Here is a 26,523-nt window from a genome sequence, read left to right as displayed (position 1 = left end):
GAAATTTGAAAACAATACATCATAACACCCGTATAGAGAAACCAAAGAATACAATAGGTTATGTCTGGAATATTAAAAGGAGATACCGTCCAGCGTCTGTTCCAAGATTAAATTTTTAAGGAAGTCCATTAATTGGCCATCTATAAACATTCTTGAAGAGGATATTTAGATGATAAGTGTCAAATGCTGTCTATATGGATTACTTCAAAAATATAGAGAACAACACTGGTATAAACTTATAGGTATATAGGAGGAGAGTTAGTTGAAGAAAGGCCATCTAGCCATGGCTTTTCTTCCCTCTTTTTTTCAAAAAAAATAAACATTATGATAACTACTACACAAATTGATAACAGTGCAGCTGATTCGCTTTTTAAAATGTTGGATCATGGCAAGAAAAACACCATAGAATCCGATAAATTTTTGGTTCAATTGGCCCGAGCAGGTATTTTGTTGGATGACCCTAGAATACAGGAAGTACTCAATACATTCAATTTACGGGGAAAGGAAGAGAAAATATTTAAGGCCATAACACAAGTTGATTTCAATGAAATTCTTAAGCAGAATGCATTGATTAAAAAATCGCTTACAGAAAATTTGGTTATTCCAGATTTTGAATCCTTCTGTAAGGAGGTTGAAAAAATGTTTTTGGAAACATTAAAAAATAGAAAAGGTAATGTTGCCGATTATATTCCCCAACTAGCACGTGTAAATCCAAATCAATTTGCTATTTCCATTTGTACTGTGGACGGACAGCGATTCTCCTTGGGGGATGCCACTGTTAATTTTTGCCTGCAGTCTTCATGTAAGCCCGTTAATTATTGTCTTGCTCTGGAAGAACTTGGTGGAGAAAAAGTACATAGTCATGTAGGCCGTGAGCCTAGCGGACATTCCTTTAATGAACTAACATTAAATTCTCGCGGTCTGCCCCATAATCCTATGATCAATGCCGGAGCTATAATGAGTACTTCTTTAATAGATAGGGAAAATAATATTGCTGATCGTTTTGATAAAGTTAGTAAAACATGGCAAGCACTCTGCGGAGAGAAGCAGGTGAATTTTAATAATTCAGTGTATTTATCTGAGCGGCAAACAGCAGATAGAAATTTTGCTTTAGCATATTTTATGCGTGAGAAAAATGCTTTTCCCGAAAAGACCAACCTAACAGAAACTTTGGAATTCTATTTTCAGTGTTGCTCAATAGAATCTTGTACCACCAACCTTTCTGTTGCAGCCGCCACACTGGCCAATGCAGGTACCAATCCATTGACAGGGAATATGATTTTTCAGCCATCAACAGTTCAAAATTGTCTTTCATTGATGTTGAGTTGCGGTATGTATGATTTCTCGGGGGAGTTTGCATTTAAGATAGGTTTGCCAGCTAAAAGTGGAGTTTCAGGCGCTTTAATGCTAGTGATTCCAAATGTAATGGGAATCAGTATTTGGTCTCCAAGGTTGGACCATTTGGGAAACAGTGTTCGTGGGGTAGAGTTTTGTGAACGACTAGTGGAGCGTTTTAGTTTTCATCAATACGATTCACTTATAGGGCATTCAAATAAAATTAATCCCCGAAGAAAAGAAAGTGAGCTGCAGGCATCAAAAGTGATGGAATTAATTAGAGCAGCCAGTCATGGAGATATGGATGAAATATTTCGGTTAGAGGCAGAGGGCGTTAGTCCAAACATAGCAGATTATGATGGGCGTACACCCTTGCACTTGGCAGCATGTGAAGGACAAACAGATGTAGTTAGACATCTTGTTGGAATGAAGGTTAATCTAGCACCTAAAGATAGATGGGGAAACACACCTTTGGACGATGCCATAAAGTTTAAAAATAAGGAAATAAGGGAAATATTGGAGCAGGTAATTACATCTCAAAGTAAAGGTAACGCCAAAGCTCAAGTTTAAATTAATAACAAAAAAGGAAAATACTTTTAATTCAGGAGATGCCGCATGGGTACTCACAGCTACCTTACTCATTTGTAAAAAACTGCTTCCCTAAGCAGTGGAACAGGAGGGATGAAGAGGGACAGCGCTAAAAGGAATTAATATCGCCGTATCGTGATGAATGACTTTTTATAAATCTTTAATGAAATAAATCATACCCTATTTACTTTCAATAGGGTATGATTTTGTATGGTGGAGCCGGAGGGATTCGAACCCTCGTCCAAACAAGCAATTACAATGCTTTCTACGTGCTTAGTTTCTATTTAATTTTCGATGTGTACCTGATTAGAAACAACCTAATACACACTTAGCTTCTTTAGTTTTAAGATGCTATCAAAGCACTAACATCTCTATGTTGACATTTATGGTGCCCCAATATGAATCGCCGTCAACAAGGGCTATTCAGGGACATCTCGCTTCCCTACCTGGTAGGGACGAGGCTAATCTTACTATAATTCAGATTAAGCGGCAAGAGCGTAGTTATTATCGCCAATTAAAAGTGTGAAATATGAGATTTACGAGCTGTATATCAGCGCTCGGCATGCTTACATTCCAATTGGTCTCGCTGTCAAAACCAGTCGGCCCCTTAATGGGTTAGAAAAACTTGTTTTTCGTAAAGGAATTAATTCCGAGTTTATCCCGGGAACTCTTCTAACCTATTATTTTTTTCAATGAACAAATTTTTATGGCGTTACCCTAAAACAAGTTTAGGGTCGGGCTTTCGGCAGTACAAGGTACTTGCCTCTATCCCTAACGCGGGCAGCAAAGTTAACATTTATCCGTCAATGGCGAATAAAGTTTGTTCACTGCTGTAATTCGTCTTAATTTAGGCAAAAGTTATACCAAAATAAATTTATGAAATTCGGTATCATTAGAGAACGCAAAACCCCACCAGATAGGCGTGTGGTGCTGTCCCCAGTGGCTTGCCAAAAAGTCAGGTTAGACTTTCCAATGGCTGAAATTGTGGTAGAACCTTCCCGAATTCGGGTTTTTAAGGATGAAGAATATAAAGCAGCTGGGTTGCAATTAAGTCCAGATATGGAACAATGCGATGTACTTGTAGGAGTCAAAGAAGTTCCTATAGAGTTTTTAATTCCCAATAAAAAGTATTTTTTCTTTTCACATACCATTAAAAAACAACCCTACAATAGGGAATTGCTCAAGGCTATATTAGAAAAGAACATTGAACTCTATGACCATGAGGTTATTACTGCACCAAATGGACAACGGTTGGTTGCCTTTGGCCGGTATGCTGGTATTGTGGGTGCTTACAATGGGTTTAGGACCTATGGATTAAAATTTAACTTATATAAATTGCCAAAAGCAGAAACCTTGGCAGACCAACAAGCATTGATTACAGAGCTTAAAAAAATACAGCTTCCCAATATCAAAATATTTTTAACGGGTAAAGGCCGGGTTGGCAATGGAGCCAAGGAAATGTTGGATGCCATGAATATTAAACAGGTAGCTGTGCATGATTATTTGGAAAAGGATTATGATGAGCCTGTATATTGCCAAGAAGATGTATCAGAATATAATCTTAGAAAGGATGGGGTAAAAGGAAATATGCAAGACTTTTTTGATCATCCCGAGGAGTACAAGTCCAACTTTTTTAGGTTCGCCAAAGTCACCGATTTTTATATCGCAGGACATTTTTATGGAGATGGAGCACCTTATTTATATACCCGTGAAGATGTAAAACACCCTGATTTTAAAATAAAAGTGGTGGCGGATGTAAGTTGCGACATAGACGGTCCAGTGGCCACAACCCTTAGGGCTTCCACAATTGCAGATCCTATTTATGGTTATGACCCAGCAACCGAATCTGAGACAGATTACAAAAATCCAAATGCCATAGCGGTTATGGCAGTGGATAATTTACCTTGTGAACTTCCAAATGATGCAAGTGTTGGTTTTGGCGAGGCCTTTTCCCAGTATGTGATTCCCGCATTTTTCAATGGTGACAAGGATGGAGTGTTAGAGAGGGCAAGAATGACTCAAAATGGAAAACTTACGGCCAAATACAGTTACTTACAAGATTATGTAGATGGTCTCGATTAACTTGCCTTAATCGATTTATATTGAGCAAGAATTGGATTCTGCTAATAATTCCTTATTTTGATACTCTGTTTCTTAAATAAGGACTGTGAAATTTAAATATATTCTATCTCCCGGGAATAATAAGAAGGAAAAAAAGGTTTGTATTGATATGGAATACGAATTAAGGCCTAAAATAACCAAGTTCCTTCTTAATCGTTTGGAAAGTGATTGTGAAGGTGACTTTTCAAAGTTTTATTTTGATATTCATTTCAAAGGCAAACAGATTAAGATTTCCAGCAAAACACCACTTAAATACCGAAAAAAAATAGAAAAGGATTTTGAGTCGGAGTTCAATGGTGTTTGTTGTTGATTTTTAGTTCACAGGGATTTGCCATTCAATCACTGGATGTTGTTTGGGTGCTGTATAGGCTCCCAATGCTTTTAATTTTAAAGGTAAAGCATCAATCTTTTTCAATGTTTTTACCAAAAGTGTATAACTTTTTCCGGCAGGGATTTCAAATACGGGTGAACTGTTATAGAAGGTAAAGGGCATTTCATTCTCAAAAAGTAAGTCACTACTGGAAATATTTTCCAATTCTAGTTCAATTACTTCGGTCTTATTTATATAAGTTGCTTTTTTAATTTGTACACTAGCCTGTATCAAAGGCTTCAAGAAATCCGGTTTCCCTACCAAAAGCGAGTTGTAAATTGCAACCGTTCTGCCAGCAAACAAAGCTTCTCTTAAACTTTCTATACTTTTTTCCTTGGCAAAAACTAAGGTTACGGGCCTATGATTTCCTTTGTCAATATAATCCCAATCTATTAATCCATGGATATCACTCGTGCCCATAATGGTAAGATTGTTTTCAAGGGCAATTTTTAGGGATTCTTCAGAATAATCACCAGTATTAATCACTTCTATTCCATGTAGCTCTCCATTTTTAATACGCTCTTTTTGAAAATCACTCAGAATAGGATTTCCGGTTGAACTTTGTGCGTACCATGCGGGGTGGTTCCAAAAAACAAAAGCACCTTGTTTTTTTGCCTCTGCAAAGGAATCTTCAGCATTATCTACGAGAAGACTATTGGCGTTGGAGATAAATATGGCATTGTTATGACCAACGGGAGCAGAACGGGTAATCTCAGAACCATGTATAATTAACAAATCATGTTCTTTTGCCTCTTCCAAAGCCAAATGGTAACTTCTGTTACGGTCCGGATGGGGAATATCATCTTTGTGAGGCTGATATTCTATATGCTCCGTTAAGGAAATGGCATCCATATTTTCATGCAAAGCTTCCATTACCCGAATGGTGGGCCACACATTGCCATCCGAAAAAACAGTATGTTGGTGTAAATCCGTTTTTAAGGTAACGTAGCCTTCAATATTTGGGTAGGTAATAGGTTCTGCAACATGCGAATGGGATTGGGAGAAAAGGGTTGCTAAACAAAAACAAGTGGTTAAGGAAAGTAGTATTCTTTTCATGGTATGATTATTTCTTCAAATGTATTGGATTAATTGGTTTCAAAAGTTACCCAATTATTTCTTGAAGTTAAGAAATGTTTATTTTTAATATTGAAAGTAATAGATATGAATCCGGCAGAAGAATATATATTTAATCAACCTGAGCCTTTTAGAAGCATACTGATGCATTTAAAGGGGGTTATTGAACATACAATTCCGGAAGTTGAAATGAAATTTAAGTATAGGGTGCCTTATTTTTATATTGGGAAGACCCCTATTTGTTATATGAACCAAGCCAAGGATTATGTTGATTTGGGTTTTTGGAGTTCTGCTTACTTAACCAGGCATATTGAACTCATGTGTACGGAAGGAAGAAAAGTAGTAAAATCATTGCGCTATAAAACCCTGGAAGAAATAAATGATGATATTCTTATGGATGTCCTTAAAGAAGCATATTCTGTAAAAGATAAGGGATTTTGGAAATGAAGAACATGTTTACTTCTTTTTTAATACGATTACCGTGTTGTTTTGAACGGTTACCACATTGGCGAACAACTCTTTTAGCTCATTATAGTTTTCAGGAAGATAGTGGGTTTTGTTCAAGGACAGATTAAAATATACTGTGATATTGTTACCGGTCAATGAGGTTTCAAATTGTAACAGACCCATATTGTCAGATAATACTTTTTTGATTTTTTCTGGAAGCTGATCAACTGAATATCCATTAGGCACCTCAATGCTTATGCTAAATGTATAATTTCTTTTATAACCAAAGTCAATTGGGTAATTCCTTTCTTCTAATAGGAAAGGGTTTTTATCAAAAAACTTTGTAATAAATGGATTAAAGTAAACATTATCACTCTCTAGTACATTTTCAATTTCATATTCAATTCGTTCTGTAATTTTCTTATCGTCACTTCTCTCTTCTACAATTTTGTAAGATATAATATCAAAATTTCCAACAACACTATTTTCTAAGTCCTCAAAATATTCAGTTTCAGAATTATTGGATATCTTTTGTCTTTTGAAAACAGCATCGTACCCATAGTTCAATTCATCAAATATACCCAAAGCCTTCTTATTCACAGGGTCAAAGGTCAACTTGCCCCTTATCATTTTTTTGCTTTCAACAAAAGGTGTTATGTCATACCAATAACTTTTATTTTCAAAATCCATGACTCGTCCATAATGGTTAAGACACCTGAATGGGAGCATGCCAAAAGAAAGATTCTTATCCGATGCATCTAATAGGTAGTCCTTTTCACCAATTTTTAACTTAGCCACAAAATAGTTGAAATCATAAACTACTGGATGGATTTTCTTTGGTAAGCCATTTTCCCTCGTGGAAATTAACATTAAATCAGCCTTTATTCCTGCCGCATTTAAAAGATTTATGAGAGACATATTTATTTCAGAAACACTTCCTTTTTTTATCCTAAAAGCCTCTTTAACATTGCTATAGTTATAACTTCCAAACGTGTTGTTCCAGTTAAAATGTTCTTGAACAAACGAATAAATCATTTTTGCTTTATCCAATTGATTTACAGGATCAAATAGTTTGTCGGGAACTTTTCTTGCGAAAAAATTTTTCTTAGTTAATTGCTCCCCAATACTTTCCGCATTTTTGTAATCAGAATCTATTTCTTCCCATGTGGAAGAAACATCTTGCTTTTGGCCGTTGGTGTATACTATTTCTGCAAGCTCAAACTCTATTCGAGACATGTAATTACTTGCTGATAGCATAAAATTACTGTCCGAATTGAAGGCGGGAATATTTTTCATCACATATATTAGTTCTTCACAATCCCACTTTAAAAAAGTTGATTTGAAACAGCCTTTTTTAACTTTGGCGGAATTTTCATGTAAGCTCAAGGAACCATATAAGGCTCTGTTGTACACATACATGCCAGGAATTCGCGCATTATATTCACTATGTATTTTAGGAATGTGTGACTGAAATTCCCATCCGTTAAGCCTATATATGTACGGGGATTCTAGAGTATACTCATACTCTATAATACTTCCCACTTTGAGACTTGGATACGTAAATTTTAATTCATTCGTAAACTTATTCAGTTGTGTAGTGTAAATTTGAGACTCTGATACGGAAGTAAGGTCGTTGTCATTATGGATTAATGTCTTTATTTTTTTTATTTTTTCATCATTTAAATACTTAATTGAAATGGTGCCCTCATCAAATCCTTTTTCATCTAAGATTTTTATTTTAACATGGTATTTTTTTATTAGCCTTATGCTATTTCGAAATACATCAAAGTAATTATCTCCCCATTCATAAAGCACAACTGCATGTGCACTAGGATCTTTTATATAAACAGTCAATTCTTTTTCTACTGCTGTAAGCTCACCAAAAACATGACCTTTTTGAGCATTTGTGGGTAAAAGAATAAATAGGAAAAAAATAGAGATTAGGAAGGAATTCTTCATAATTTGTAGTTGGTCAATGAAAGAAAAACGAAGATTGACTTGTAAAAGTATAATAGATTAACAATTTTCCAAATTACCCAAATTTAGCATATTGTCCCTATTGCTTTTAGCAAAGAATGGGAAATCTATTATTTAAAAGAGGTGGAAATCAATGGAAAGATTAGACTTGCTTGGGGCACTGATCAGAGCTTGGAAGCTGAAAATGGCACCCCAATCTTCAAAGATTTTGCGTATGGCAACAAGCATTTAATTTTTGGGAAAAAAATTAAAAAGGTCAATACTTGGCCAACTTTCCCTATCGCTAATTTTTCGATCCATAAACCCTCTTATAATTTGAATCATTTCTTGGAAATTAGCATCACCTTTGTTCATTAATACAGTATAAGATACTGGACTACCAACATAAAGGACCGTTATTGTGCCGGGCAAGGCTCCATTGTGATTCCAGTGTCCAGATATAAGATAGTCTAGTCCTTCTCCTCTTCTAAATAAATCCGGATAAGCGGTACGGGTATCCGATTGTACAGCAAGAAGCGCCAGAGATTTAGCTGAGGCTATCCATCCCCCATGAGAATCCATTCTGGTAACATTCATGTCATAGGGAGAAAACCAGTTGGAATAATATACAACCTCTCCTTCTAAAGCCTCTTCTTTTGTATTGCCTCCAATCTTCATGTCTGTAATGCCCATTGGTTTCAATATTACGTTGTTTACATATTCTTCGTAGGTCATTCCGGTAACTTTTTCAATTATTCTCCCCAAAAGACTATAACCAAAGTTTGAATACTCATATTGCGTTCCTGGCTGGAAAGTCAAAGATCGTTCATCTAAAACCTTTCCTATTAAGTCTGTATGACTTAGAGCAACATCATCGAACATAATATCGTATGGGTCGTTGGTGAAACCACTTTTGTGTTCCAACAAATGGGAAATGTTAATGGACTCCTCCCATGCTTCATAAGGTAGCTTACCATATTCATTGCCTAAAATTGCACCATTCCCAAAGACAAACTCATTTAATTTCAACTTGTTTTCTAATACTAGCTTGGAAATTGCCATTAGGGTTATAGGTTTAGAGATGCTGGCAATTCTAAACAGGGATTTTTCATCTACTTTAATTTCATTCTCCAAATCTGCCATACCAAATGATTCCAAATAAACAAGCTTCTCATTTCTAGTGATTGCTATTTGGGCACCTGGAATGTTATAATCTGACATTAATGTTTTAAAATCCGAAGTAATATCATTTAAGCTGGTCTCAGAAATTTCTGTATTGGGGTCGTTTTCGCCGTTTGTTGTTACTTCGCCTTGGTCTAATTGTTCAGAAGTATTGGGAGTATTTCCTTTGGTATTGGTAAGGTCCCCTGCAGATTTACTACAGCTGGCAGTCAAAAGGAGTAAAATGAAAAGTGAAGAAATGTCTTTCATTCCTTGATGAATTAGAACAATAAATACCTGTAAATGAAAAGTTTAATATAGTTATATTATCTTAAGTAAACAAAGCAATCATTATTAATAGTTTAATAAAAATGGTTGTTTGTCTTAAGTTTTATAAACTATTCACAGTTTTCCTTATAGCCACCAAATTGGTCAACAATTTTTCCAAATGGTCTAAATGTAACATATTGGCCCCATCACTTTTGGCAATGGAAGGGTCAAAATGGGTTTCCATAAAAATACCATCCACTCCAGTTGCAATTCCGGCTCTAGCAATGGTTTCAATCATGTCTGGTCTTCCCCCTGTAACTCCAGTACTTTGATTAGGTTGTTGTAGGGAATGGGTAACATCTAATATGACTGGGGCATATTGTTTCATTGTTGGGATTCCCCTAAAATCTACTATCATATCTTGATACCCGAACATGGTGCCACGGTCTGTGATCATTACCTGTTCGTTTCCAGAATCTGTTACTTTTTTTGCAGCATGCTTCATGCTTTCAGGGCTCATAAACTGACCTTTTTTAAGATTAATGGTTTTGCCAGTTTTGGCTGCTGCGACTACCAAATCTGTCTGTCTCACCAAAAATGCAGGAATTTGTAATATATCCACATATTCAGCGGCCATGCCGGCATCGGAGATTTCATGGATATCCGTTACAGTGGGAACTTCAAAAGTTTCGGATACTTTTCTTAATATTTTCAATGCTTTTTCATCACCAATACCGGTGAAAGAATCTACCCTACTGCGATTGGCTTTTTTAAAGCTTCCTTTAAAAACGTAGGGAATTTTTAATTTATCAGTAACTGAAACAATTTTTTCTGCAATTCTTAAAGCCATTTCTTCCCCTTCTATGGCACATGGACCACAGAGAAGAAAAAAATTGTTGCTATTAGTATGTTTTATTTGGGGTAGTTTGGTTAGGTCCATATCATAAAATTTACACAAATATAGTATTAAACTGTGGCATCCTGTCTAGATTTATATAGGTCTAACCTATTTACATGAAGCATAAATTAATCTTTAGCTTGTTTATTTCCTTATTTTTTATGCCCCATATGGTGCATTGCCAAATGCATGAAAAAGGAAATGTTTTTGATTTGATTAACCTTGAAAGACATCAATTTAAGTTTAACTTGCTTAGTCCAGGATTAAGTTATGAATTGGGGTTGTTTAGAAATCAAAGTGTTTCATCTAGTTTGGGATTGGCAACGGCAACCTACCAAGAAGGCTACGCTTTTGGTTTGACTATGAACAATAGATATCGTTATTATCATAATTTTCAAAAGCGAATCTTTAAGGACAAGAATGTTTCAGGTAACTCGGGTAATTATGTTGCAGCCGCCCAGGCTATATTCTTTTCCCAAATGAGGTTTTCCACCAGTATCAGTGGTCCGGATGATTTTAACCTAGGTTTTTATGGACTTGTTTATGGTGTTCAAAGGACATATAATAGTGGATTTAATTTTAACGCAGAAATTGGAGGAGGACTGTACAAGGGAGATGGTGTTCCGGACGGCTTTGGTCCTTTAGTGAACTTTACCTTTGGCTGGGTGGTGACCAAAAGAAAATCTAGGAAACCCATTCTTGATTAAAATTGAATTGATTGGGCTTCGAACACTCTAAAAATCAATAAGATAAAAATAACATAAGTTTGTATTGAGAAGAGAAAAATAGAAGTATCTTTGCAGGCTTAAAATAAAAGAGGATGTCCAATACAAAGAACATTGCTATAATAGCACACGTTGATCATGGGAAGACAACCTTGGTAGATAAGATTATGTACCAATGTAGTTTGTTCCGTGAAAATGAAAATACGGGAGACCTTATTTTGGATAACAACGATTTGGAGCGTGAAAGAGGAATTACGATTACTTCTAAGAACGTTTCTGTTGTCTATAAGGATACTAAAATCAATATCATTGATACTCCTGGTCACGCCGATTTTGGTGGAGAAGTGGAGAGAGTCTTAAATATGGCCGATGGTGTTCTCTTATTGGTAGATGCTTTTGAGGGTCCTATGCCACAAACACGTTTTGTATTGCAAAAAGCGATTGATCTTGGTTTAAAGCCTTGTGTGGTTATCAATAAAGTGGATAAGGAAAACTGTACGCCGGAAGAAGTGCACGAAAAAGTATTCGACTTAATGTTTGAATTGGGAGCAGAGGAATGGCAATTGGATTTTCCAACAGTCTATGGTTCTGCTAAAAACAATTGGATGGGAGAAGATTGGAAGGTTCCTACAAATTCTATTGAGCCCCTATTGGACATGGTGATTGAGCATATCCCTACTTTTGAACCCAAAGAAGGAAATACCCAAATGCTGATTACTTCCTTGGATTTCTCATCTTTTACAGGTCGTATTGCCATTGGAAGATTAACAAGAGGTTCTTTAAAAGAAGGACAACAAGTTTCTTTGGTAAAAAGGGATGGTAGCATTGTAAAATCAAAAGTGAAAGAATTGTTTGTTTTTGAGGGCTTGGGCAGAAAGAAAGTACAGGAAGTTGCTACAGGAGATATTTGTGCCTTAGTTGGTTTGGAAGGTTTTGAAATTGGAGATACCATTGCCGATATAGAAAATCCTGAGGGATTAAAAACCATAGCAATAGATGAGCCTACTATGAGTATGCTTTTCACTATTAATGATAGTCCATTTTTTGGTCAGGATGGTAAATTTGTTACTTCTCGCCATATTAAGGAAAGACTGGAAAAAGAATTGGAAAAGAACCTTGCTCTTAGAGTAGAGGAGACAGATAGCGCAGATAAATTTATGGTTTTTGGAAGAGGGGTGTTGCACCTTTCTGTTTTGATTGAAACCATGCGTAGAGAGGGATATGAACTACAAATTGGTCAACCACAGGTTATTATAAAGGAAATAGATGGTGTAAAATGTGAGCCTGTTGAACATTTGACTATTGATTTGCCAGAAGAAGTATCTGGTAGAGCTGTAGAAATGGTTTCTATCCGTAAAGGGGAAATGACCAGTATGGAGGCTAAAGGGGAACGTATGTTGTGTGAGTTCATTATACCATCTAGAGGTATCATTGGCCTAAGAAATCAATTGTTGACCGCTACTGCTGGTGAAGCCATTATGGCACATAGATTTTTGGAATACCAACCTATGAAGGGAGATATTCCACAAAGACAGAATGGTTCTTTGGTATCCATGGAAAAAGGAAAAGCTATTCCTTATTCAATTGATAAGTTACAGGATAGAGGTAAGTTTTTTGTAGATCCAGGAGAAGATATTTATGAAGGTCAGGTTATTGGTGAAAATTCTCGTGGAGACGATATGACCATAAATATCACTAAAACAAAGAAGCTTTCTAATGTACGTTCTTCGGGAGCGGATGATAAGGCAAAAATTGTACCTGCTATAAAGTTTTCTTTGGAAGAAGCGTTGGAATATATTCAAAAGGATGAATATGTTGAGGTAACTCCCAAGCATTTGCGTTTAAGAAAAATTTACTTAACGGAAGTTGACCGTAAACGTAATAAGATTGCATAATAATTGAAGTCATTTCTTGTGAAATGGGAATTTAGATAAAACAAACCCCCAAGTGAAAACTTAGGGGTTTGTTTTTATTACTAAAGTCAATAGTTTTAATCCTTTGGCATTTGGTGCAGTGCCCCGGCCGCAGCACCAATGATTCCAGCATGATTTCTAAGTTCTGCTGGTATTACAGGTGTTTCTATAGTGATACATTCCTCGAATTCCTTAAAATCTTTTGAAGCACCCCCACCGATTATAATAAGGTCGGGAGCAATTAATAACTCCACATATTCAAGGAATTTATTGAAGCGTTTGCCCCATTTTTTATAGGAAAGATTTTCTCGCTCCATGGCAGAACCAGCCGCCCACAATTCAATTTTACTGTACTTTTTATAAGGTATTTGTCCAAGTTCAAAATTAGGTAGAAGTTCCCCGTCCATAAAGGCTCCACTTCCTAAACCTGTCCCTATAGTAATCATGACCACTAGGCCCATCTTTCCTTTGCCAACGCCATAGTTCATTGTGGCATAACCAGCTGCATCAGCATCATTTATTACTGTTACAGGGAGTCCAGTATATTCACTAAATAGCTCTTTGACATTGACCCCTAACCATTTTTTGTGCAGATTACCTGAGGATTTACAAACCCCATGTTTAACAAGTGTGGGAAACCCAACACCAACTGGGCCGTTATAGTTAAAATGCTTTACGATTTTATTGACAACCTTGGCCATTTCTTTTGGCTTTCTAGAAGGTGGTGTGGGGATACGGTACCTTTCCGAAATCATTTCTCCTGTTAAAGCGTTTACCAGTGCTCCTTTAATTCCAGAACCACCAATATCAATACCTAGGACTTCCATTTGTTTAATTTGTATTTAAGCGGGGTAAAAATAACAAAAAGTTTTTGGGGTAAGGAGTAACTTTCATAGAAGTTGTCCTTTTTGGTAGAGGTAATCAAATATGAGTTTGTCTACTTCGGAAACCATTTCTATATCCTTATAATTAAGCCAAACCATTTCCTCAATTTCCGAATCGGGCAATAAAGTTCCATGATAGTTTCCATAGTAACAGGTCATCTTAACTAACACACCTGGCTTATGACTATCTGCTTGAGCTTCAAAAACTCCCATAAATTGTAATGAAGAAACATCTAATTCAACACTTAATTCCTCTTTTATTTCTCTAATTAGGGCCTTGGCATCAGGTTCACCTAGTTCTCTTTTTCCACCTGGAATGTAATACTTTGTCTTACCCTTACTTCTTGTACTCAATATCTTGCCGTCTGCTAGATGTATCCACGCCAATTTGTCAATAATCTGTTTGGATGGCTCTATATAATAATCAATTGAGTCTAGAGAATGGTTATTGTCTATGATGTCCAAAATTTTATCAATGAATTGCCCAAAACTGGTCAATGTGTTCATTTTGTTATTTCTTCCCAAAGCACTGGATATGGTTTCATCTCTATTTCCAAACTTATAACCATCTTTCTTTATCCAAAGGAGGTTTAAAAGATGTTGCATTAATACGTTTCCAAGTTGGTCTATAGAAATGGCAATTTTCAAAAAAAACTCGCCAAGACCGGTAAATCCTTTTGCAAACAAAGAATGAAAAAGCCCATAAATAAACCCAAATGGGCCTGTAAGAACTAAAAGGACAATGGAGATCAGAAAAAGTAAAAACCCTATTAACGGATTTGTTTTCTTGTCTGGTTGATATACCTGTTTTTTAAATATCATACAGCTTTCTGTATGACTTCAAAGACTTTGCTTCCATCGCATTTCAATGTTTTGGATGGATATTTTAGAATAAGTGCGTAGTCATGGGTTGCCATAAGGATGGTACGACCTGTTTTATTAATATCCTGCAGTACCTTCATGACTTCTACACTGGTCTGTGGGTCAAGATTTCCAGTGGGCTCATCAGCAAGAATCAATTCTGGGTCGTTCAACAGTGCTCTAGCTATTGCCACACGTTGCTGTTCACCACCAGAAATTTCATGTGGAAATTTAAAGCCTTTTGTTTTCATGCCAACCTTGTCCAAGACTTCTTCCACCTTTAAGTTCATTTTTACAGGGTCTTTCCAACCAGTGGCTTTAAGTACAAAAATTAGATTGTTGTTTATATTTCTATCTGGCAAGAGTTTAAAATCCTGAAAAACAATGCCCAACTTTCTTCTTAGATAGGGAATGTCATTTTCTTTAAGTGTTTTTAGGTCAAAGTCTACTATGGAACCTGTCCCTTGTTTTAAGGGAAGGTCGCCATAAAGCATTTTCATGAAACTACTTTTTCCGCTACCGGTTTTTCCAATTAAATAAACAAACTCTCCTTTATGGACTTCCAAAGAAATATCGTTCAAAACAAGATTTTCTTTTTGGAAGACAGCTACATTAGCTAATTTTAAAATAGTTTCGGACATAATAGGGATTGTTGTCATAAAAGTAAGAAGTTCCCAAAGAATAGAGGTTATTGCAAATCAAAAATCTTTTTCTTTTAACCAAAAACATACTTAGGTACAATATTTGACGTTATGGGTAATAATATCGGTAATTCACAATAGTTAGAGAACGCTATGCATAAAAAAATCACCGCTCTACTTCCCATTTTTTTGGGAATGTTTCTATGGAGCATTTCCCAAGAAACCAAAATATATACACATTCTGAAAAAGAATACCAAGATGCTCTTGCACTCTATAATAATGAACAATATCAGGCGGCCCAGACTATTTTTGCCAAAGTAAAGTCCACTACAAAAGATATGGAAACTGAGGCCAATAGTGCCTACTATATGGCCAATGCGGCCATACGATTGAATCAGTTGGGTGCAGATAGGTTGATGGAAGATTTTGTGGAGCGTTACCCAACCTCCACAAAGAGAAATTCTGCTTTTATAGATGTGGCAGACTACTATTTTGAGACTGGAAAATATCCTTATGCCTTAAAGTGGTACAAAAAGGTAGATCAAAGTGCCATGTCCAGAAAAGATAAGGAACGTTTTAATTTCAATAATGGATATGCTTTATTTTCTTCCAAAAAACCAAAAGAGGCAGAACGATATTTGAGCAAAGTAGAAAATTCACCTACCTATGGTTCCCAAGCAAAGTATTACCTAGGGTATATAGCCTATCAACAGGACGATTATGAAGGTGCCAACGAGCGTTTTGATGAAATAACAGATCAAGATGTATTGGAGGAAAAGCTTTCCTATTTTCAGGCTGATATGAATTTTAAGCTGGGGAATTTTGAAGAAGCTATTGTATTGGCCAAAAAACAATTGCCAAAATCAGATAGGCGAGAGGTTTCCGAACTTAATAAAATTATTGGGGAAAGTTATTTTAATCTAGAACAATATGCCAATGCCATTCCCTATTTGGAGGAGTATAAAGGCAGAAGGGGTAAATGGAACAACACCGATTATTATTTTCTTGGGTACAGCTATTATAAGCAGGGAGACTATGCGAATGCCATTCAACAATTTAATAAAATTATTGGAGGAACAAATAGTGTTTCCCAAAATGCATACTATCATTTGGCGGAATGTTATTTAAAGTTGGATAAAAAACAAGAGGCTTTAAATGCTTTTAGGAATGCTTCCCAAATGGATTTTAGTCCAGAAATAGAAAAAGATTCCTATTTAAACTATGCCAGATTAAGTTACGAGATTGGGAATGCATACGAACCTGTACCCAATGTTCTTTCCAATTATTTAAAGAAATATCCCAATGATGAGCATCAGAATGAGATGCAGGAATTGTTGGTAGATTCCTATATAACTTCCAAAAATTTTGAAGGTGCCATGACTTTACTGGAAGAGAACAAAAATTACGCAAGCAAAGCGACCTATCAAAAAGTAGCTTTTTATCGTGGAGTGGAGCTTTTCTTGGATACCGATTATTCTGGGGCTATCGATGCCTTTTCAAAATCCTTAAAAAGTGCCGAGGACAGATTGTTTGAGGCAAGAGCAAGTTACTGGAAGGCAGAATCAGCATATAGGTTGAATAGATTTGATGAAGCACTGGTAGATTTTGTGCAATTTCAAAAAAATCCAATGGCCTCTACTACTGAGGAATTTAAAGAGCTGGACTATAATTTGGGTTACAGTTATTTTAAAATGAAGGACTATGGAAGTGCTATAACCTACTTTACGAGCTTTGCCAGTTCCGGGGATGATGATGAAAGGTTAAATGACAGTTATCTCCGTTTGGGAGATAGCCATTTTGTAACAAGTAAATACTGGCCCGCCATTGAAGCTTACAACAAAGCCTTGGAAATGAACGGGGCCGAAAGGGATTATGCTGCATTCCAAAAAGCAATAAGCTATGGTTTTGTAGATAGGAATGAAAGAAAAATTGAAGAACTTAATAAGTTTGTGGATAGGTTTTCTAGATCAAGCTTAAAGGATGATGCTTTGTTCGAGTTGGGAAATTCATATATAAAAGCAAATAGGGAAAGTGATGGAATGAATGCCTACGATAGACTGATAGATGAGTATAGAGGCAGTTCTTTGGCACCACAAGCATTAATGAGGCAAGGGCTGGTGCATTACAATGCCAATAGAAATGAGGAAGCTCTGGGTAAATTCAAAACAGTGGTTCGTAGTTATCCCAAGACACAGGAAGCGGTCCAGGCCGTGGCCACCGCAAAATTAATTTATGTTGATTTGGGCCGTGTAAACGAATATGCCGATTGGGTCAGGGGATTGGATTTTGTTGAAGTGACTGATACCGAATTGGATAATGCTACTTTTGAGTCAGCCAATAAACAATATATAGAGGGCAACCAGGATGCCGCGATTAAGGGGTATGAAAGTTATGTAAAGCAGTTCCCTAATGGATTGCATGCGCTCAACGCCAACTTTAATTTGGCTCAACTTTATTTTGGGAAAGAACAACGTGATAAAGCGTTGCCCTTTTACCAAGATGTGGCAAATAGAGGAACCAGTGAATATCAGGAGCAGGCTTTGACAAGAGTGTGCGAGATTTATATTGGAAACAAAGATTATGTCATGGCAATTCCATTTTTGGAGCGATTGGAAAGTATGGCCCAAATTCAGCAAAATGTCACTTTTGCCCAATCTAATTTAATGAAGGGATATTACGGTCAAAAGGATTATCGCAGAACAATCTCATATGCCGAAAAAGTGCTGGCTTCCCCAAAAATTGATAATCGTATAAAGAGTGATGCACATACCATGATCGCACGCTCAGCTATACAGACCAATGATGAAAATAGGGCGGAAAGCGCCTATAGAGAAGTGCAAAAAATAGCAAATGGAGAGTTGGCCGCTGAGGCGTGGTACTACGATGCATATTTTAAAAATAAGTCAGAAAATCATGCGACCTCTAATATTTCCGTTCAAAAATTGGCGAAGGATTTTGCCGCTTATAAGGAATGGGGAGGAAAAGGACTGATTATCATGGCCAAAAATTTCTATGCTTTGGGCGATGCCTTCCAAGCAACTTACATACTGGAAAGTGTTATTTCCAATTTTGCCCAATATGAAGAAATAGTGGTAGAGGCGAAAGAAGAATTGGCTAGTATTAAAACAAAGGAATCAGAAAGTAATTCATCGGTCAACCCAGACGGGAACTAAATCAATCAAATACATGATGCAGAAGAAAATAAGGATAGTTTTGATATTTTTTATGGGGTTTTCAGTATGGGCGCAAGCACAGGAGGAAGAGACTATTGGTACAGAAACGGTTACAGTGACAAAGGCATATACACCCACTATTTCAGATGCTTTTAAGTTGAAATCCACCCCAAGTTTGAATGATTCCATTGTGTTGCGAAAAAAGGAAATTGAGTACAATATTTTTTCCGTGCCAGTTGCGTCCACTTTTACTCCGGCCAAAGGAAAGGCTGCGACGGTGGAAAAAACTCCACCACCTGTGTTGTTCAATTCTTATGCATCAGTAGGTTTGGGAAATTATAACAATGCCCTAGTAGATTTTTATACCAGTAGAAGTTTTAATAGGGGAGAGGATTTATTAGACGTAGGGTTTAACCATCATTCGTCTAGAGGAGAAATAGACGGAACTGCATTGGACAATATATTTTATAATACAAAACTGGAAAGTTCTTATGCTAAAAAAGATAGTGATTATGATTGGGGTGTAAATCTTGGACTGCAACACCAATTGTACAATTGGTATGGAATTCCTGATGGAGCTTTTGATGATGCTACTATTGATGGAATAGATGAACGTCAGAATTATTATAAAGCACAGGCTGGAGCCCATGTCAATATGGAAGACTCTTTTTTTAAAAGGGGTGAGCTACTTTTAAGACGGTTTTGGGACGGAGTTGAATCTGGAGAGAATAGAGCGGTATTGTCACCCACTATTGAGTTGCCACTTACCGAGGAATTGGTGACCATTAAGGCCAAATTGGATTATGTGGGCGGTACTTTTGAAAATGCCAACCTTGCCAATGAAGCCAATATACCTGGGATTGATTATAGTTATTTTCAAGCGGGTGTAAATCCCAGTATTTTAATTCTTAGAGATGATTTGACTTTAAATTTAGGAGCCAATTTTGTTTATGGAATGGATATGGAAAATAGTGACGGTAATTTTTTCATTTACCCCACTGTAACAGCTTCTTACCGTTTGGTGGAGGATGATGTTATTGCTTATGGAGGTATAGAGGGAGAACTAAAACAAAATTCGTATTATAGTTTTGTAGAGGAGAATCCTTATGTATCCCCTACTTTATCTATAGTGCCCACGGACCAGCAGTATGATGCTTATATTGGATTAAAGGGACAATTGTTTTCTAATGTTAGCTATAATATAAAGGGTTCTTATATGGCCGAAAATAGAAAACCCCTGTTTAAATTAAACCCAACAAATCTTTTTAGAACTGATGAAAAGGGATACTATTATGGTAACTCTTTTGAATTGTTTTATGATGACGTGCGAACACTGGGCATATTTGGTGAATTGAATGTTGATGTAAATCGAAATTTCTCTTTGGGAGTCAATGCGGAGGTGTATGAGTATGATACGGAAACTGATAATCCAGCATGGAATCTACCAAACATAAAAGGTACTCTTTTTATGGATTACCAAATAGGCGAGGAGTGGTTCATGGGGCTTAACTTATTTTATGTTGGAGAAAGAGAAGATTTTACAACTGTTTTTGTACAGAATACAGCACCCGAAAATTTTCCTGCAGCTATTGTTGCTTTAGATAGTTATTTTGATGCCAATGCACATATTGGGTATAGATTTAACGAGCAACTATCTATTTTTGCAAAGGCCGCCAATATTGCCAATAATAATTACAATCGCTGGGCAAATTATCCCGTTCAGGGATTTCAAATACTGGGAGGAGCTACCTACAAATTCGATTTTTAATAATCCGAATACTCAGTAGGATATAGCAACCAAATGTCCGCATGGGATACATTGTTTTGGTATTTAGACATGGACGACATTTCTTTCCATGCAGGAGCATTTCCAAAAGCTTTCCAATTGGCATCCCTTATTTCCATGTTTTCATGGGTGGTCATATAAATGAGATTGGGCATTTTTGGACCAGAAATTACATCGGCATAAAAAACGGCATTGAAATCTAAATCATCAAATAACTTTACTTCTCCGCCCTCATTGAACATATGAACCTTATTTCTGTAAATGGCTTCGGTAGCAGATTCATAACTTCTTAATTCGTATACCCTGTCCTCCCTTGGACCTGTAAGAGGGGAAGGCTTCATGTTGGGCATATCATCAAAAGCCTCCATTAAAACAGATTCTATGCGCGCATAGGGAGGGTTGTCATAAGAAGCTTTTAAATAGTCTACACCCGCTGCCAAATGTTCTTTGTCCCTGCTTAATTCATAATCTAAAGAACTAAAAACATCCAGAGAAGGGGATGGAATTAACAATATTGTTTTCTTGGGAGTTTCCTCTCCTTCTATTTTTCTATACTTAAAAACACCTACATGTTCTATTCCCAATCTTTTTAAGGCCGGTAAATATGCATTTTCAAGATAGGCATCTGTAGTCGCCATTTGTTCGTCCGTATCAAAAATGTAAGTTTTTAGCTGATAAAATTCATTGCGTTGGGCCTGTACGGTAATTGTTGCCGTAAGGGCAAAAAGTAAAATTGCAAAAGTGAAAAAGGATGAGATTTTGGACTTCATGGGAATAGAATTTTATTTGTAACCAAACTTAATCAAGTTGTTGCTAAAATCCTATCAGTGAAGAACAATTTTAAAATTAATACCTTAGAGTAAGAAGAAAAATATACCAATATGCTTTCAACTATTCGGAAAGGATTTTTTTTGCTTGTATTGAACCTTTTTCAATATGTTCCGGCGATGGCGCAAAATTTGGTGAAAAACCCCAGTTTTGAGGAGTACATAATATGCCCCAAAACTATGGGGAATTTTGAAGATGATGTTAAGGATTGGTCAGCTCCAACAGCTGGTACTACAGACTATTTTAATACGTGTAGTACTATTATGGGTGCTCCTAAAAATTTTAACGGCAGTCAAGTAGCAGATTTTGGTCAAGGTTATGTTGGGTTTTATATGCACGCACCAGATGACTATAGGGAGTATATACAGGCTCAACTTAAAACCACATTAATAAAGGGCGAAAAGTATACGGTTTCTTTTTATGTAAGTTGGGCGGACGAGTCGGATATGGCCATTCGAGATTTTGGTGTTCTTTTTTCAGAAAAACAGGTGTATTTGCCTACAAAAAAACCACTTTCTGGACGCCAGCGATATAAAATAAGGGACAATGCCTACCATATGATCGACATTGAGAATGTTAAGTTTTATGACAATAAGGATACTTGGGTATTGGTTTCAATAGAGATCGTGGCAAAGGGAAAAGAAAATTTTCTAATTCTTGGTAATTTTAAAAGTAATGCCGCAACAAGGCGATTTAAAACGGGTAAAAAAGTCAAGAAAGGAGCATATTACTATGTGGATTTGGTTTCAGTGGTGCCAGAGAATCCCAACAAAGTTACGGCTACTATAGAATTGGATAAAACCAATATTTTTGAAAAAGTACTTTTTGATTTTGACGAGTATAGTTTAAAGGAAACGGCCAAAATAAGTTTGAAGCGCTTGTTCAAAGAAATAGGAGGGGATGAAGCATTGTATATAACGATTCATGGACATACAGATAATCAAGGTTCCAATAAACATAACAAAAGGCTTTCCAATAATAGGGCCCAAGCTGTTGGAAATTATTTAATAGAATTGGGATTGTCCAAGGAAAGGGTAAATTGGAAAGGGCATGGGGGAGAACAACCTGTGACTGAAAATGACACAGAAGAGGGTCGACAACAAAATCGTCGTGCGGAGTTTGTGATTATGAAAAAATAAAATCCAAGAAACGAGGGTCTTCGATTGCTGCTTGTTTTAATGCTTTTAAATTAGCATATAATGGGACAGAAAGATTGTCCATTTCATTAGTAAATAAGAAGTCTATTAATTCAATCAATTCATTTATGGTATTCACTTTCATATCAATCTCATCCGTTTCTGGAATAAATAATTTTACTTCTGAGGAGTTGGGTTTAAGAGCGATGTTACCCTTAATTTTAGAAACACCCAAAAACCCTGGGAGGCCTCCTTTTCCTACCCATCTATAAAAACCTACTATTTTGGTTTTTTCAGCAAGATTAAATATAGGCGCATTTTTTTCAGTTCCTTCTTCAGATAGTTCTCGCTCCATACCTTCTCTTAACATTGGAAATAATTTATGGGGATTATTTTCATAATCCGCTATATCAAGAGATCCGGAACCGGTTGGTGCGATTAGGTCTTCAGATCTTTGTGCAGATTGACTTTGTTGCCATAAAATCATTTCATTATCTGAAAAGGCGATGGTGTTACCGCCTATATGATTTGAAAAGTTCGAAGTTTCTAAGGGTTTGATTCTATTTATTTTTTTAGCAGGATCTAAAATGTATGGAAATTTATTTATTGCTTGCCATCGGTATCTATTTTTTCCTTTAACTGTATTGTCTTCAATATTTTTTGTTGACATATCGTTAGTGACATAAGATAGATAATAGGAACTTTTGAAAACCTCAAGGGTTTTTACTCCCTGTTTTGGAGTTGTTAACAAGGAAATTTTATTATCATTAAAAAACATTTTATTGGTACGCCTCGATTTGTAATAATTATTCAAAAGAGCATCTTTTATTAATTCGGCATCTGGCTCCAAAGTTTTCATGATTTCTTTCTTTTTTCCCTTAACTATTCTAAGGCAAACACTGGTCACCTCATTCCTCAAAAAAGTATTTACCGTTTTTGAAAATAAAATAGAATCTTTTCTTAAGGGCAGATCAATTCGTTTATATCCGGCTTCTTCTTCTATTTTGGAAGGATGCAAAACAGTATTAAAATTATTTACCTTATTCTTGTAGAAGGTTTGGAACAAAAATTTATCAATTTTTTTTGATGAAGAAACTTTTAATTTTCTGTTTTTGATAAATTTAAAAGTAGTGGCAAATATCATAAGGATAAAAGCTAACAGGGAAATTAAGAGGTTTATTGCAGAAGTTAAGGATAGTGCAAAACGCTCCAACCCCCAAAAAGTGATTATAAAACTAAATATGCCTAGTAATAGGTTAAGTAAAAAAAAACTTGACTTGTTTTTCCCAATAAGTTCAAAATAAAAATTAATTACGGAGTAAGGAAAAAAGCTTGGTTTTCCAATATTTGGAGATTGTTTGGACATAAATTTTTTGTTGGTTGTGTCTAAGATAATGGTTTTAGTAAAAAAAAGACTATAAGGTTTCATACAATTGCTACTAAGAGGGTCGACAACAAAATCGTCGTGCGGAGTTTGTGATATCCAAACAATGATTCTTAAATTACTGGACCAATAAAATATCAATCATAGAAACACATATAGCACCCTTACAGGAAAGACCAATACGGCTACAAGAATATGGGGTTGGGATTTTTATTAAAATCCCAACAAAATCTGCTCTTAAAAAGGCTATAAAAAAGAAGTTGGTCTTTGTAGATGGTAAAATTGCTTCCACAGCTACAATGATCAAAGGAACTGAAAGGATAACCTATAGCCCAGCAATTGAAGTTGAGAGAGGAAAAAAGCTGGTTCTTAAACTGGAAGTGGTTTATGAAGATGATTATTTGGCTATTGTGAACAAACCTGCAGGTATTTTGGTAAGCGGTAATTCTTTTAAAACTATTACCAATGCATTAGTGTTAAACCTTGATAGAAGTGGCCAGGTTGATGTAACTAAACCACAACCCGTACATCGATTGGATTATCCTACTACGGGGTTATTATTGGTAGGTAAAACAACTTCTAGCATCTTGGCCTTAAATCAACTGTTCCAAAATAAAGAAATAGCAAAAACATATAAAGCTGTCACAATTGGTCCTATGTCCATAAAAGGGAGTATAAACCAAACCATAGATGTAAAAGAGGCGGAATCTTTTTATGAAGTACTAAAGACAGTTCCTTCAGCGAGGTTTGGTTGTCTAAATTTGGTAAAGTTGGTTCCTACCACGGGAAGGCGTCACCAATTAAGAAAGCACCTTTCGGGTATTGGGAACCCAATTTTTGGAGATTTAGAATATGGTCAGGATAATTTAATTTTAAAAGGAAAAGGGTTGTATTTGCATGCTTTTTCATTGGAATTTATTCATCCCTTTACCCATAAAAGAATGCATGTAAAAAAAAATCCACCTACTAAGTTCGATAAAATTTTTGCTGAATGAGAAGCCTAGATTAATCGCAAATCAATTAGGGTATCCATGATGTTTTTTGCCTAGTATTTTGTTGCTTTGGAGAAATAAAGACTTTTGAAGCCAATAGTTTAGGATGTCCATACAACAAATATGTAGCTGCACCGTTAATATTTAGTAAGGCAAATCTTACAATATGTAACAATTATATTTTTCTATAAATTATTGAACAAGCCTCGTATGATGTATTACAAGAAAATCATATTCTTTATTTGTGTATTTATTTCTTTTTCCAGTGTTGCCCAAAGGAACCAATTAACAGATTTAAAGGTTTATACTTCTATACAGGATGCCTATGCCAATAGACGAACGGCCATGTATGTAGATTTGTCCAATCAAAATTTAAATGCTGTACCTAATGAGATTGGTAGCTTATCAAATCTAAAAAGATTAAATCTTGGGAATAACAATATATCAACACTGCCACGTTTCTTTAGGAATCTTAGAAATTTGGAGGAATTGGACCTTTCCCAAAACAATTTTAGGACTGTACCAAATGACCTATATAGAATAAGGGGCTTAAAAGTGATTTCATTTAGGAATAATGAAATAGGTTCCATATCCGAGTGGATAGGTTTTTTGCGCAATTTGGAGCGTCTAAATTTTCAGAACAATAAATTAACATCCCTGCCAAATTCCCTATGCAATTTGGGAGGTCTTGAATGGTTGTATTTGGATAACAATAGATTAACCTATTTGCCCCCAAACCTTGGTAATCTTTCTAATCTTAAGATTTTGGCGTTGAGTAACAATAACTTGGCCGCGTTACCCACTTCCATTAACAGGTTGTCCAATTTGTACAGTCTAAGGCTTGAAAATAACCAGATAGTATCTTTAAATGGTATTTTTAGCAATCAAATGATAGGGCTTAAGTACCTAAACATTGGAAACAATAACCTTACTAGTTTGCCCAATGAAATTGGGGATTTGACAAACCTTAGTAACTTGCTTATGGCCAATAATGGCATTATATCTCTACCGGCATCCATAGAAAATTTAGGCAAACTAGAAGCTATATGGGCCGAAGGCAATGGTTTGTCCAATACCGATCTTGATAAAATTAAGGGCAAAAAAATGAAATAGAGGTGAATACATTCTCTGCACTGGAGTTAACTTAACGTATTGTCTTCAACAAGAATGAGCACTTCACTTAGATTCATTTCTACGGGGTAGGGACCAAGTAGAGCGAAATGCATCATAAATTAAGCCGTTTAACTATCATAACTTCTAACAAATATGTTTTTTAAGGAATACATATTTGGCTAACTTGCTATACTCTTTAAGCAATTTCGAAGCACTTTATATATTTTGTTAGTATAGCAGTAATTATTGCAAATTATTTAAATTAGCTTAAATCTTTGCTTCGGGTAAAAATAAAACCAAGTGCAAAAGAATTATATCGATAGTATTATTAAGCAATTTCAATATTATAAAACCTTAGGTGAAAAGACATTTGACCAGTTAAGTGACGAGGAGGTTTTGTGGCAGTTTGACCCTGAAAGCAATTCAGTGGCAATTATAGTAAACCATCTACATGGGAACATGAAATCTAGATGGACAGATTTCTTAACCTCAGATGGGGAAAAAGAATGGAGAAATAGGGATAATGAATTTGAAAATATAATTGGGACCAAGGAACAAATGTTAAGTAAATGGAATGAAGGATGGGAATGTTTATTCAAGGCATTGAAGTCTATTAATTCTGAAAATTTTGACAATAAAGTTTATATCCGAAATCAAAGCCATACAATCATAGAAGCTGTAAACAGGCAACTTTCCCATTATTCCTATCACATTGGCCAAATCGTATTTATTGGAAGAATGATTAAAGGTAGTAGTTGGAAGAGTCTATCTATTCCAAAAGGAGAATCTTCGGAATTTAATGAGAAGATGTTTTCCAAAGGGAAACATTCAGGACATTTTACGGATGATTTAATTCAATAACAAAA

Annotated in this window: 21 protein-coding genes and 1 other RNA gene; 12 read left to right on the top strand and 10 right to left on the bottom strand. The window is 35.9% G+C overall.

What is annotated here, in order from left to right; translation table 11 throughout:
• Window positions 1-324 precede the first annotated feature (324 nt).
• Window positions 325-1,905 (top strand): glutaminase A, encoded by a 1,581-nt coding sequence (glsA, locus tag GGR42_RS15305; RefSeq protein ID WP_167965841.1) that lies wholly within the window; start codon window positions 325-327, stop codon window positions 1,903-1,905.
• A 229-nt stretch (window positions 1,906-2,134) separates the two neighbouring features.
• Here the strand turns inward: glsA and ssrA are convergent.
• Window positions 2,135-2,530: a transfer-messenger RNA gene (ssrA, locus tag GGR42_RS15300) on the bottom strand.
• A 269-nt stretch (window positions 2,531-2,799) separates the two neighbouring features.
• Here ssrA and GGR42_RS15295 point away from each other — a divergent pair.
• Complete coding sequence (locus GGR42_RS15295) at window positions 2,800-4,005, top strand: NAD(P)-dependent oxidoreductase (RefSeq protein WP_167965827.1); 1,206 nt, start codon at window positions 2,800-2,802, stop codon at window positions 4,003-4,005.
• An 85-nt stretch (window positions 4,006-4,090) separates the two neighbouring features.
• Window positions 4,091-4,354 (top strand): hypothetical protein, encoded by a 264-nt coding sequence (locus tag GGR42_RS15290; RefSeq protein ID WP_167965825.1) that lies wholly within the window; start codon window positions 4,091-4,093, stop codon window positions 4,352-4,354.
• A gap of 3 nt (window positions 4,355-4,357) precedes the next feature.
• Here the strand turns inward: GGR42_RS15290 and GGR42_RS15285 are convergent, their stop codons facing one another.
• A complete protein-coding gene (locus tag GGR42_RS15285) occupies window positions 4,358-5,470 on the bottom strand; it encodes an Sb-PDE family phosphodiesterase (RefSeq protein WP_167965822.1) in 1,113 nt (370 codons plus the stop codon).
• A 90-nt stretch (window positions 5,471-5,560) separates the two neighbouring features.
• Here GGR42_RS15285 and GGR42_RS15280 point away from each other — a divergent pair, with 90 nt between their 5' ends.
• The gene (locus GGR42_RS15280) at window positions 5,561-5,935 is read left to right on the top strand and encodes a DUF1801 domain-containing protein (RefSeq protein ID WP_317169700.1); all 375 of its coding nucleotides are present in this window, start codon (window positions 5,561-5,563) and stop codon (window positions 5,933-5,935) included.
• A 9-nt stretch (window positions 5,936-5,944) separates the two neighbouring features.
• Here GGR42_RS15280 and GGR42_RS15275 read toward each other — a convergent pair whose 3' ends face one another.
• The 3 genes from GGR42_RS15275 to kdsA all read right to left on the bottom strand — a co-directional run bounded on the left by GGR42_RS15275 (window position 5,945) and on the right by kdsA (window position 10,262).
• Complete coding sequence (locus GGR42_RS15275) at window positions 5,945-7,894, bottom strand: DUF3857 domain-containing protein (protein WP_167965820.1); 1,950 nt, start codon at window positions 7,892-7,894, stop codon at window positions 5,945-5,947.
• Between the two features lie 246 nt (window positions 7,895-8,140).
• Window positions 8,141-9,322: a serine hydrolase domain-containing protein gene (locus tag GGR42_RS15270; RefSeq protein WP_167965819.1), complete on the bottom strand. Its 1,182-nt coding sequence runs from the start codon at window positions 9,320-9,322 to the stop codon at window positions 8,141-8,143.
• 121 nt (window positions 9,323-9,443) lie between these two features.
• Window positions 9,444-10,262, bottom strand: coding sequence for a 3-deoxy-8-phosphooctulonate synthase (kdsA, locus tag GGR42_RS15265; protein ID WP_167965818.1), 819 nt, complete (start codon window positions 10,260-10,262; stop codon window positions 9,444-9,446).
• A 74-nt stretch (window positions 10,263-10,336) separates the two neighbouring features.
• Between kdsA and GGR42_RS15260 the strand changes: the two genes are divergently transcribed.
• Window positions 10,337-10,927, top strand: a complete 591-nt coding sequence (locus GGR42_RS15260; protein WP_167965815.1) for a hypothetical protein — start codon at window positions 10,337-10,339, stop codon at window positions 10,925-10,927.
• A gap of 113 nt (window positions 10,928-11,040) precedes the next feature.
• Complete coding sequence (typA, locus tag GGR42_RS15255; protein ID WP_167965813.1) at window positions 11,041-12,840, top strand: translational GTPase TypA; 1,800 nt, start codon at window positions 11,041-11,043, stop codon at window positions 12,838-12,840.
• A gap of 95 nt (window positions 12,841-12,935) precedes the next feature.
• On the opposite strand, the gene ppgK is transcribed toward typA, so the two are convergent.
• The 3 genes from ppgK to GGR42_RS15240 form a co-directional block, all read right to left on the bottom strand.
• A complete protein-coding gene (gene ppgK, locus GGR42_RS15250; protein WP_167965811.1) occupies window positions 12,936-13,685 on the bottom strand; it encodes a polyphosphate--glucose phosphotransferase in 750 nt (249 codons plus the stop codon).
• Window positions 13,686-13,748: 63 nt separating this feature from the next.
• The gene (locus GGR42_RS16975; protein ID WP_209024002.1) at window positions 13,749-14,564 is read right to left on the bottom strand and encodes an NUDIX hydrolase; all 816 of its coding nucleotides are present in this window, start codon (window positions 14,562-14,564) and stop codon (window positions 13,749-13,751) included.
• Window positions 14,561-15,244, bottom strand: coding sequence for a cell division ATP-binding protein FtsE (locus GGR42_RS15240; protein WP_167965809.1), 684 nt, complete (start codon window positions 15,242-15,244; stop codon window positions 14,561-14,563). The genes GGR42_RS16975 and GGR42_RS15240 overlap by 4 nt, the downstream gene beginning before the upstream one ends.
• 153 nt (window positions 15,245-15,397) lie before the next feature.
• On the opposite strand from GGR42_RS15240, the gene GGR42_RS15235 reads away from it, so the two are divergent.
• Together GGR42_RS15235 and GGR42_RS15230 are read left to right on the top strand one after the other, a co-directional pair.
• Window positions 15,398-18,418 (top strand): tetratricopeptide repeat protein, encoded by a 3,021-nt coding sequence (locus GGR42_RS15235; RefSeq protein ID WP_167965807.1) that lies wholly within the window; start codon window positions 15,398-15,400, stop codon window positions 18,416-18,418.
• A gap of 13 nt (window positions 18,419-18,431) precedes the next feature.
• A complete protein-coding gene (locus tag GGR42_RS15230) occupies window positions 18,432-20,186 on the top strand; it encodes a TonB-dependent receptor (RefSeq protein WP_317169699.1) in 1,755 nt (584 codons plus the stop codon).
• On the opposite strand, the gene GGR42_RS15225 is transcribed toward GGR42_RS15230, so the two are convergent.
• Window positions 20,183-20,974, bottom strand: a complete 792-nt coding sequence (locus tag GGR42_RS15225) for an NIPSNAP family protein (RefSeq protein WP_167965805.1) — start codon at window positions 20,972-20,974, stop codon at window positions 20,183-20,185. The two genes, GGR42_RS15230 and GGR42_RS15225, sit on opposite strands and share 4 nt — an antisense overlap.
• Window positions 20,975-21,085: 111 nt before the next feature.
• Between GGR42_RS15225 and GGR42_RS15220 the strand changes: the two genes are divergently transcribed.
• Window positions 21,086-22,171, top strand: a complete 1,086-nt coding sequence (locus GGR42_RS15220) for an OmpA family protein (protein WP_167965803.1) — start codon at window positions 21,086-21,088, stop codon at window positions 22,169-22,171.
• On the opposite strand, the gene GGR42_RS15215 is transcribed toward GGR42_RS15220, so the two are convergent.
• The gene (locus tag GGR42_RS15215; RefSeq protein WP_167965801.1) at window positions 22,158-23,027 is read right to left on the bottom strand and encodes a hypothetical protein; all 870 of its coding nucleotides are present in this window, start codon (window positions 23,025-23,027) and stop codon (window positions 22,158-22,160) included. The genes GGR42_RS15220 and GGR42_RS15215 overlap by 14 nt on opposite strands.
• A gap of 785 nt (window positions 23,028-23,812) precedes the next feature.
• Here GGR42_RS15215 and GGR42_RS15210 point away from each other — a divergent pair.
• The 3 genes from GGR42_RS15210 (at window position 23,813) to GGR42_RS15200 (ending at window position 26,518) form a co-directional block, all read left to right on the top strand.
• Entirely contained in the window at window positions 23,813-24,547 is a 735-nt protein-coding gene (locus GGR42_RS15210) for an RluA family pseudouridine synthase (protein ID WP_209024001.1), read from the top strand.
• Window positions 24,548-24,754: 207 nt separating this feature from the next.
• Entirely contained in the window at window positions 24,755-25,657 is a 903-nt protein-coding gene (locus GGR42_RS15205; RefSeq protein ID WP_167965799.1) for a leucine-rich repeat domain-containing protein, read from the top strand.
• Between the two features lie 300 nt (window positions 25,658-25,957).
• Window positions 25,958-26,518 carry a DUF1572 domain-containing protein gene (locus tag GGR42_RS15200; protein WP_167965797.1) on the top strand — a complete coding sequence of 187 codons (561 nt, stop codon included), beginning with the start codon at window positions 25,958-25,960 and terminating at the stop codon, window positions 26,516-26,518.
• Window positions 26,519-26,523: the final 5 nt, after the last annotated feature.

Source organism: Saonia flava (assembly GCF_011927795.1).
In the GTDB taxonomy this organism is placed as follows: domain Bacteria; phylum Bacteroidota; class Bacteroidia; order Flavobacteriales; family Flavobacteriaceae; genus Saonia; species Saonia flava.
The sequence above is the reverse complement of the archived record's forward strand: the minus strand, read 5'-3'. Positions and strand labels throughout refer to the sequence as shown.

Coding starts and splice junctions, on each gene's coding strand:
- glsA (WP_167965841.1), top strand. CDS start 325: ATGATAACTACTACACAAATTGATAACAGTGCAGCTGATTCGCTTTTT.
- GGR42_RS15295 (WP_167965827.1), top strand. CDS start 2,800: ATGAAATTCGGTATCATTAGAGAACGCAAAACCCCACCAGATAGGCGT.
- GGR42_RS15285 (WP_167965822.1), bottom strand. CDS start 5,470: ATGAAAAGAATACTACTTTCCTTAACCACTTGTTTTTGTTTAGCAACC.
- GGR42_RS15275 (WP_167965820.1), bottom strand. CDS start 7,894: ATGAAGAATTCCTTCCTAATCTCTATTTTTTTCCTATTTATTCTTTTA.
- GGR42_RS15270 (WP_167965819.1), bottom strand. CDS start 9,322: ATGAAAGACATTTCTTCACTTTTCATTTTACTCCTTTTGACTGCCAGC.
- kdsA (WP_167965818.1), bottom strand. CDS start 10,262: ATGGACCTAACCAAACTACCCCAAATAAAACATACTAATAGCAACAAT.
- GGR42_RS15260 (WP_167965815.1), top strand. CDS start 10,337: ATGAAGCATAAATTAATCTTTAGCTTGTTTATTTCCTTATTTTTTATG.
- typA (WP_167965813.1), top strand. CDS start 11,041: ATGTCCAATACAAAGAACATTGCTATAATAGCACACGTTGATCATGGG.
- ppgK (WP_167965811.1), bottom strand. CDS start 13,685: ATGGAAGTCCTAGGTATTGATATTGGTGGTTCTGGAATTAAAGGAGCA.
- GGR42_RS16975 (WP_209024002.1), bottom strand. CDS start 14,564: ATGATATTTAAAAAACAGGTATATCAACCAGACAAGAAAACAAATCCG.
- GGR42_RS15240 (WP_167965809.1), bottom strand. CDS start 15,244: ATGTCCGAAACTATTTTAAAATTAGCTAATGTAGCTGTCTTCCAAAAA.
- GGR42_RS15235 (WP_167965807.1), top strand. CDS start 15,398: ATGCATAAAAAAATCACCGCTCTACTTCCCATTTTTTTGGGAATGTTT.
- GGR42_RS15230 (WP_317169699.1), top strand. CDS start 18,432: ATGATGCAGAAGAAAATAAGGATAGTTTTGATATTTTTTATGGGGTTT.
- GGR42_RS15225 (WP_167965805.1), bottom strand. CDS start 20,974: ATGAAGTCCAAAATCTCATCCTTTTTCACTTTTGCAATTTTACTTTTT.
- GGR42_RS15220 (WP_167965803.1), top strand. CDS start 21,086: ATGCTTTCAACTATTCGGAAAGGATTTTTTTTGCTTGTATTGAACCTT.
- GGR42_RS15215 (WP_167965801.1), bottom strand. CDS start 23,027: ATGAAAACTTTGGAGCCAGATGCCGAATTAATAAAAGATGCTCTTTTG.
- GGR42_RS15205 (WP_167965799.1), top strand. CDS start 24,755: ATGATGTATTACAAGAAAATCATATTCTTTATTTGTGTATTTATTTCT.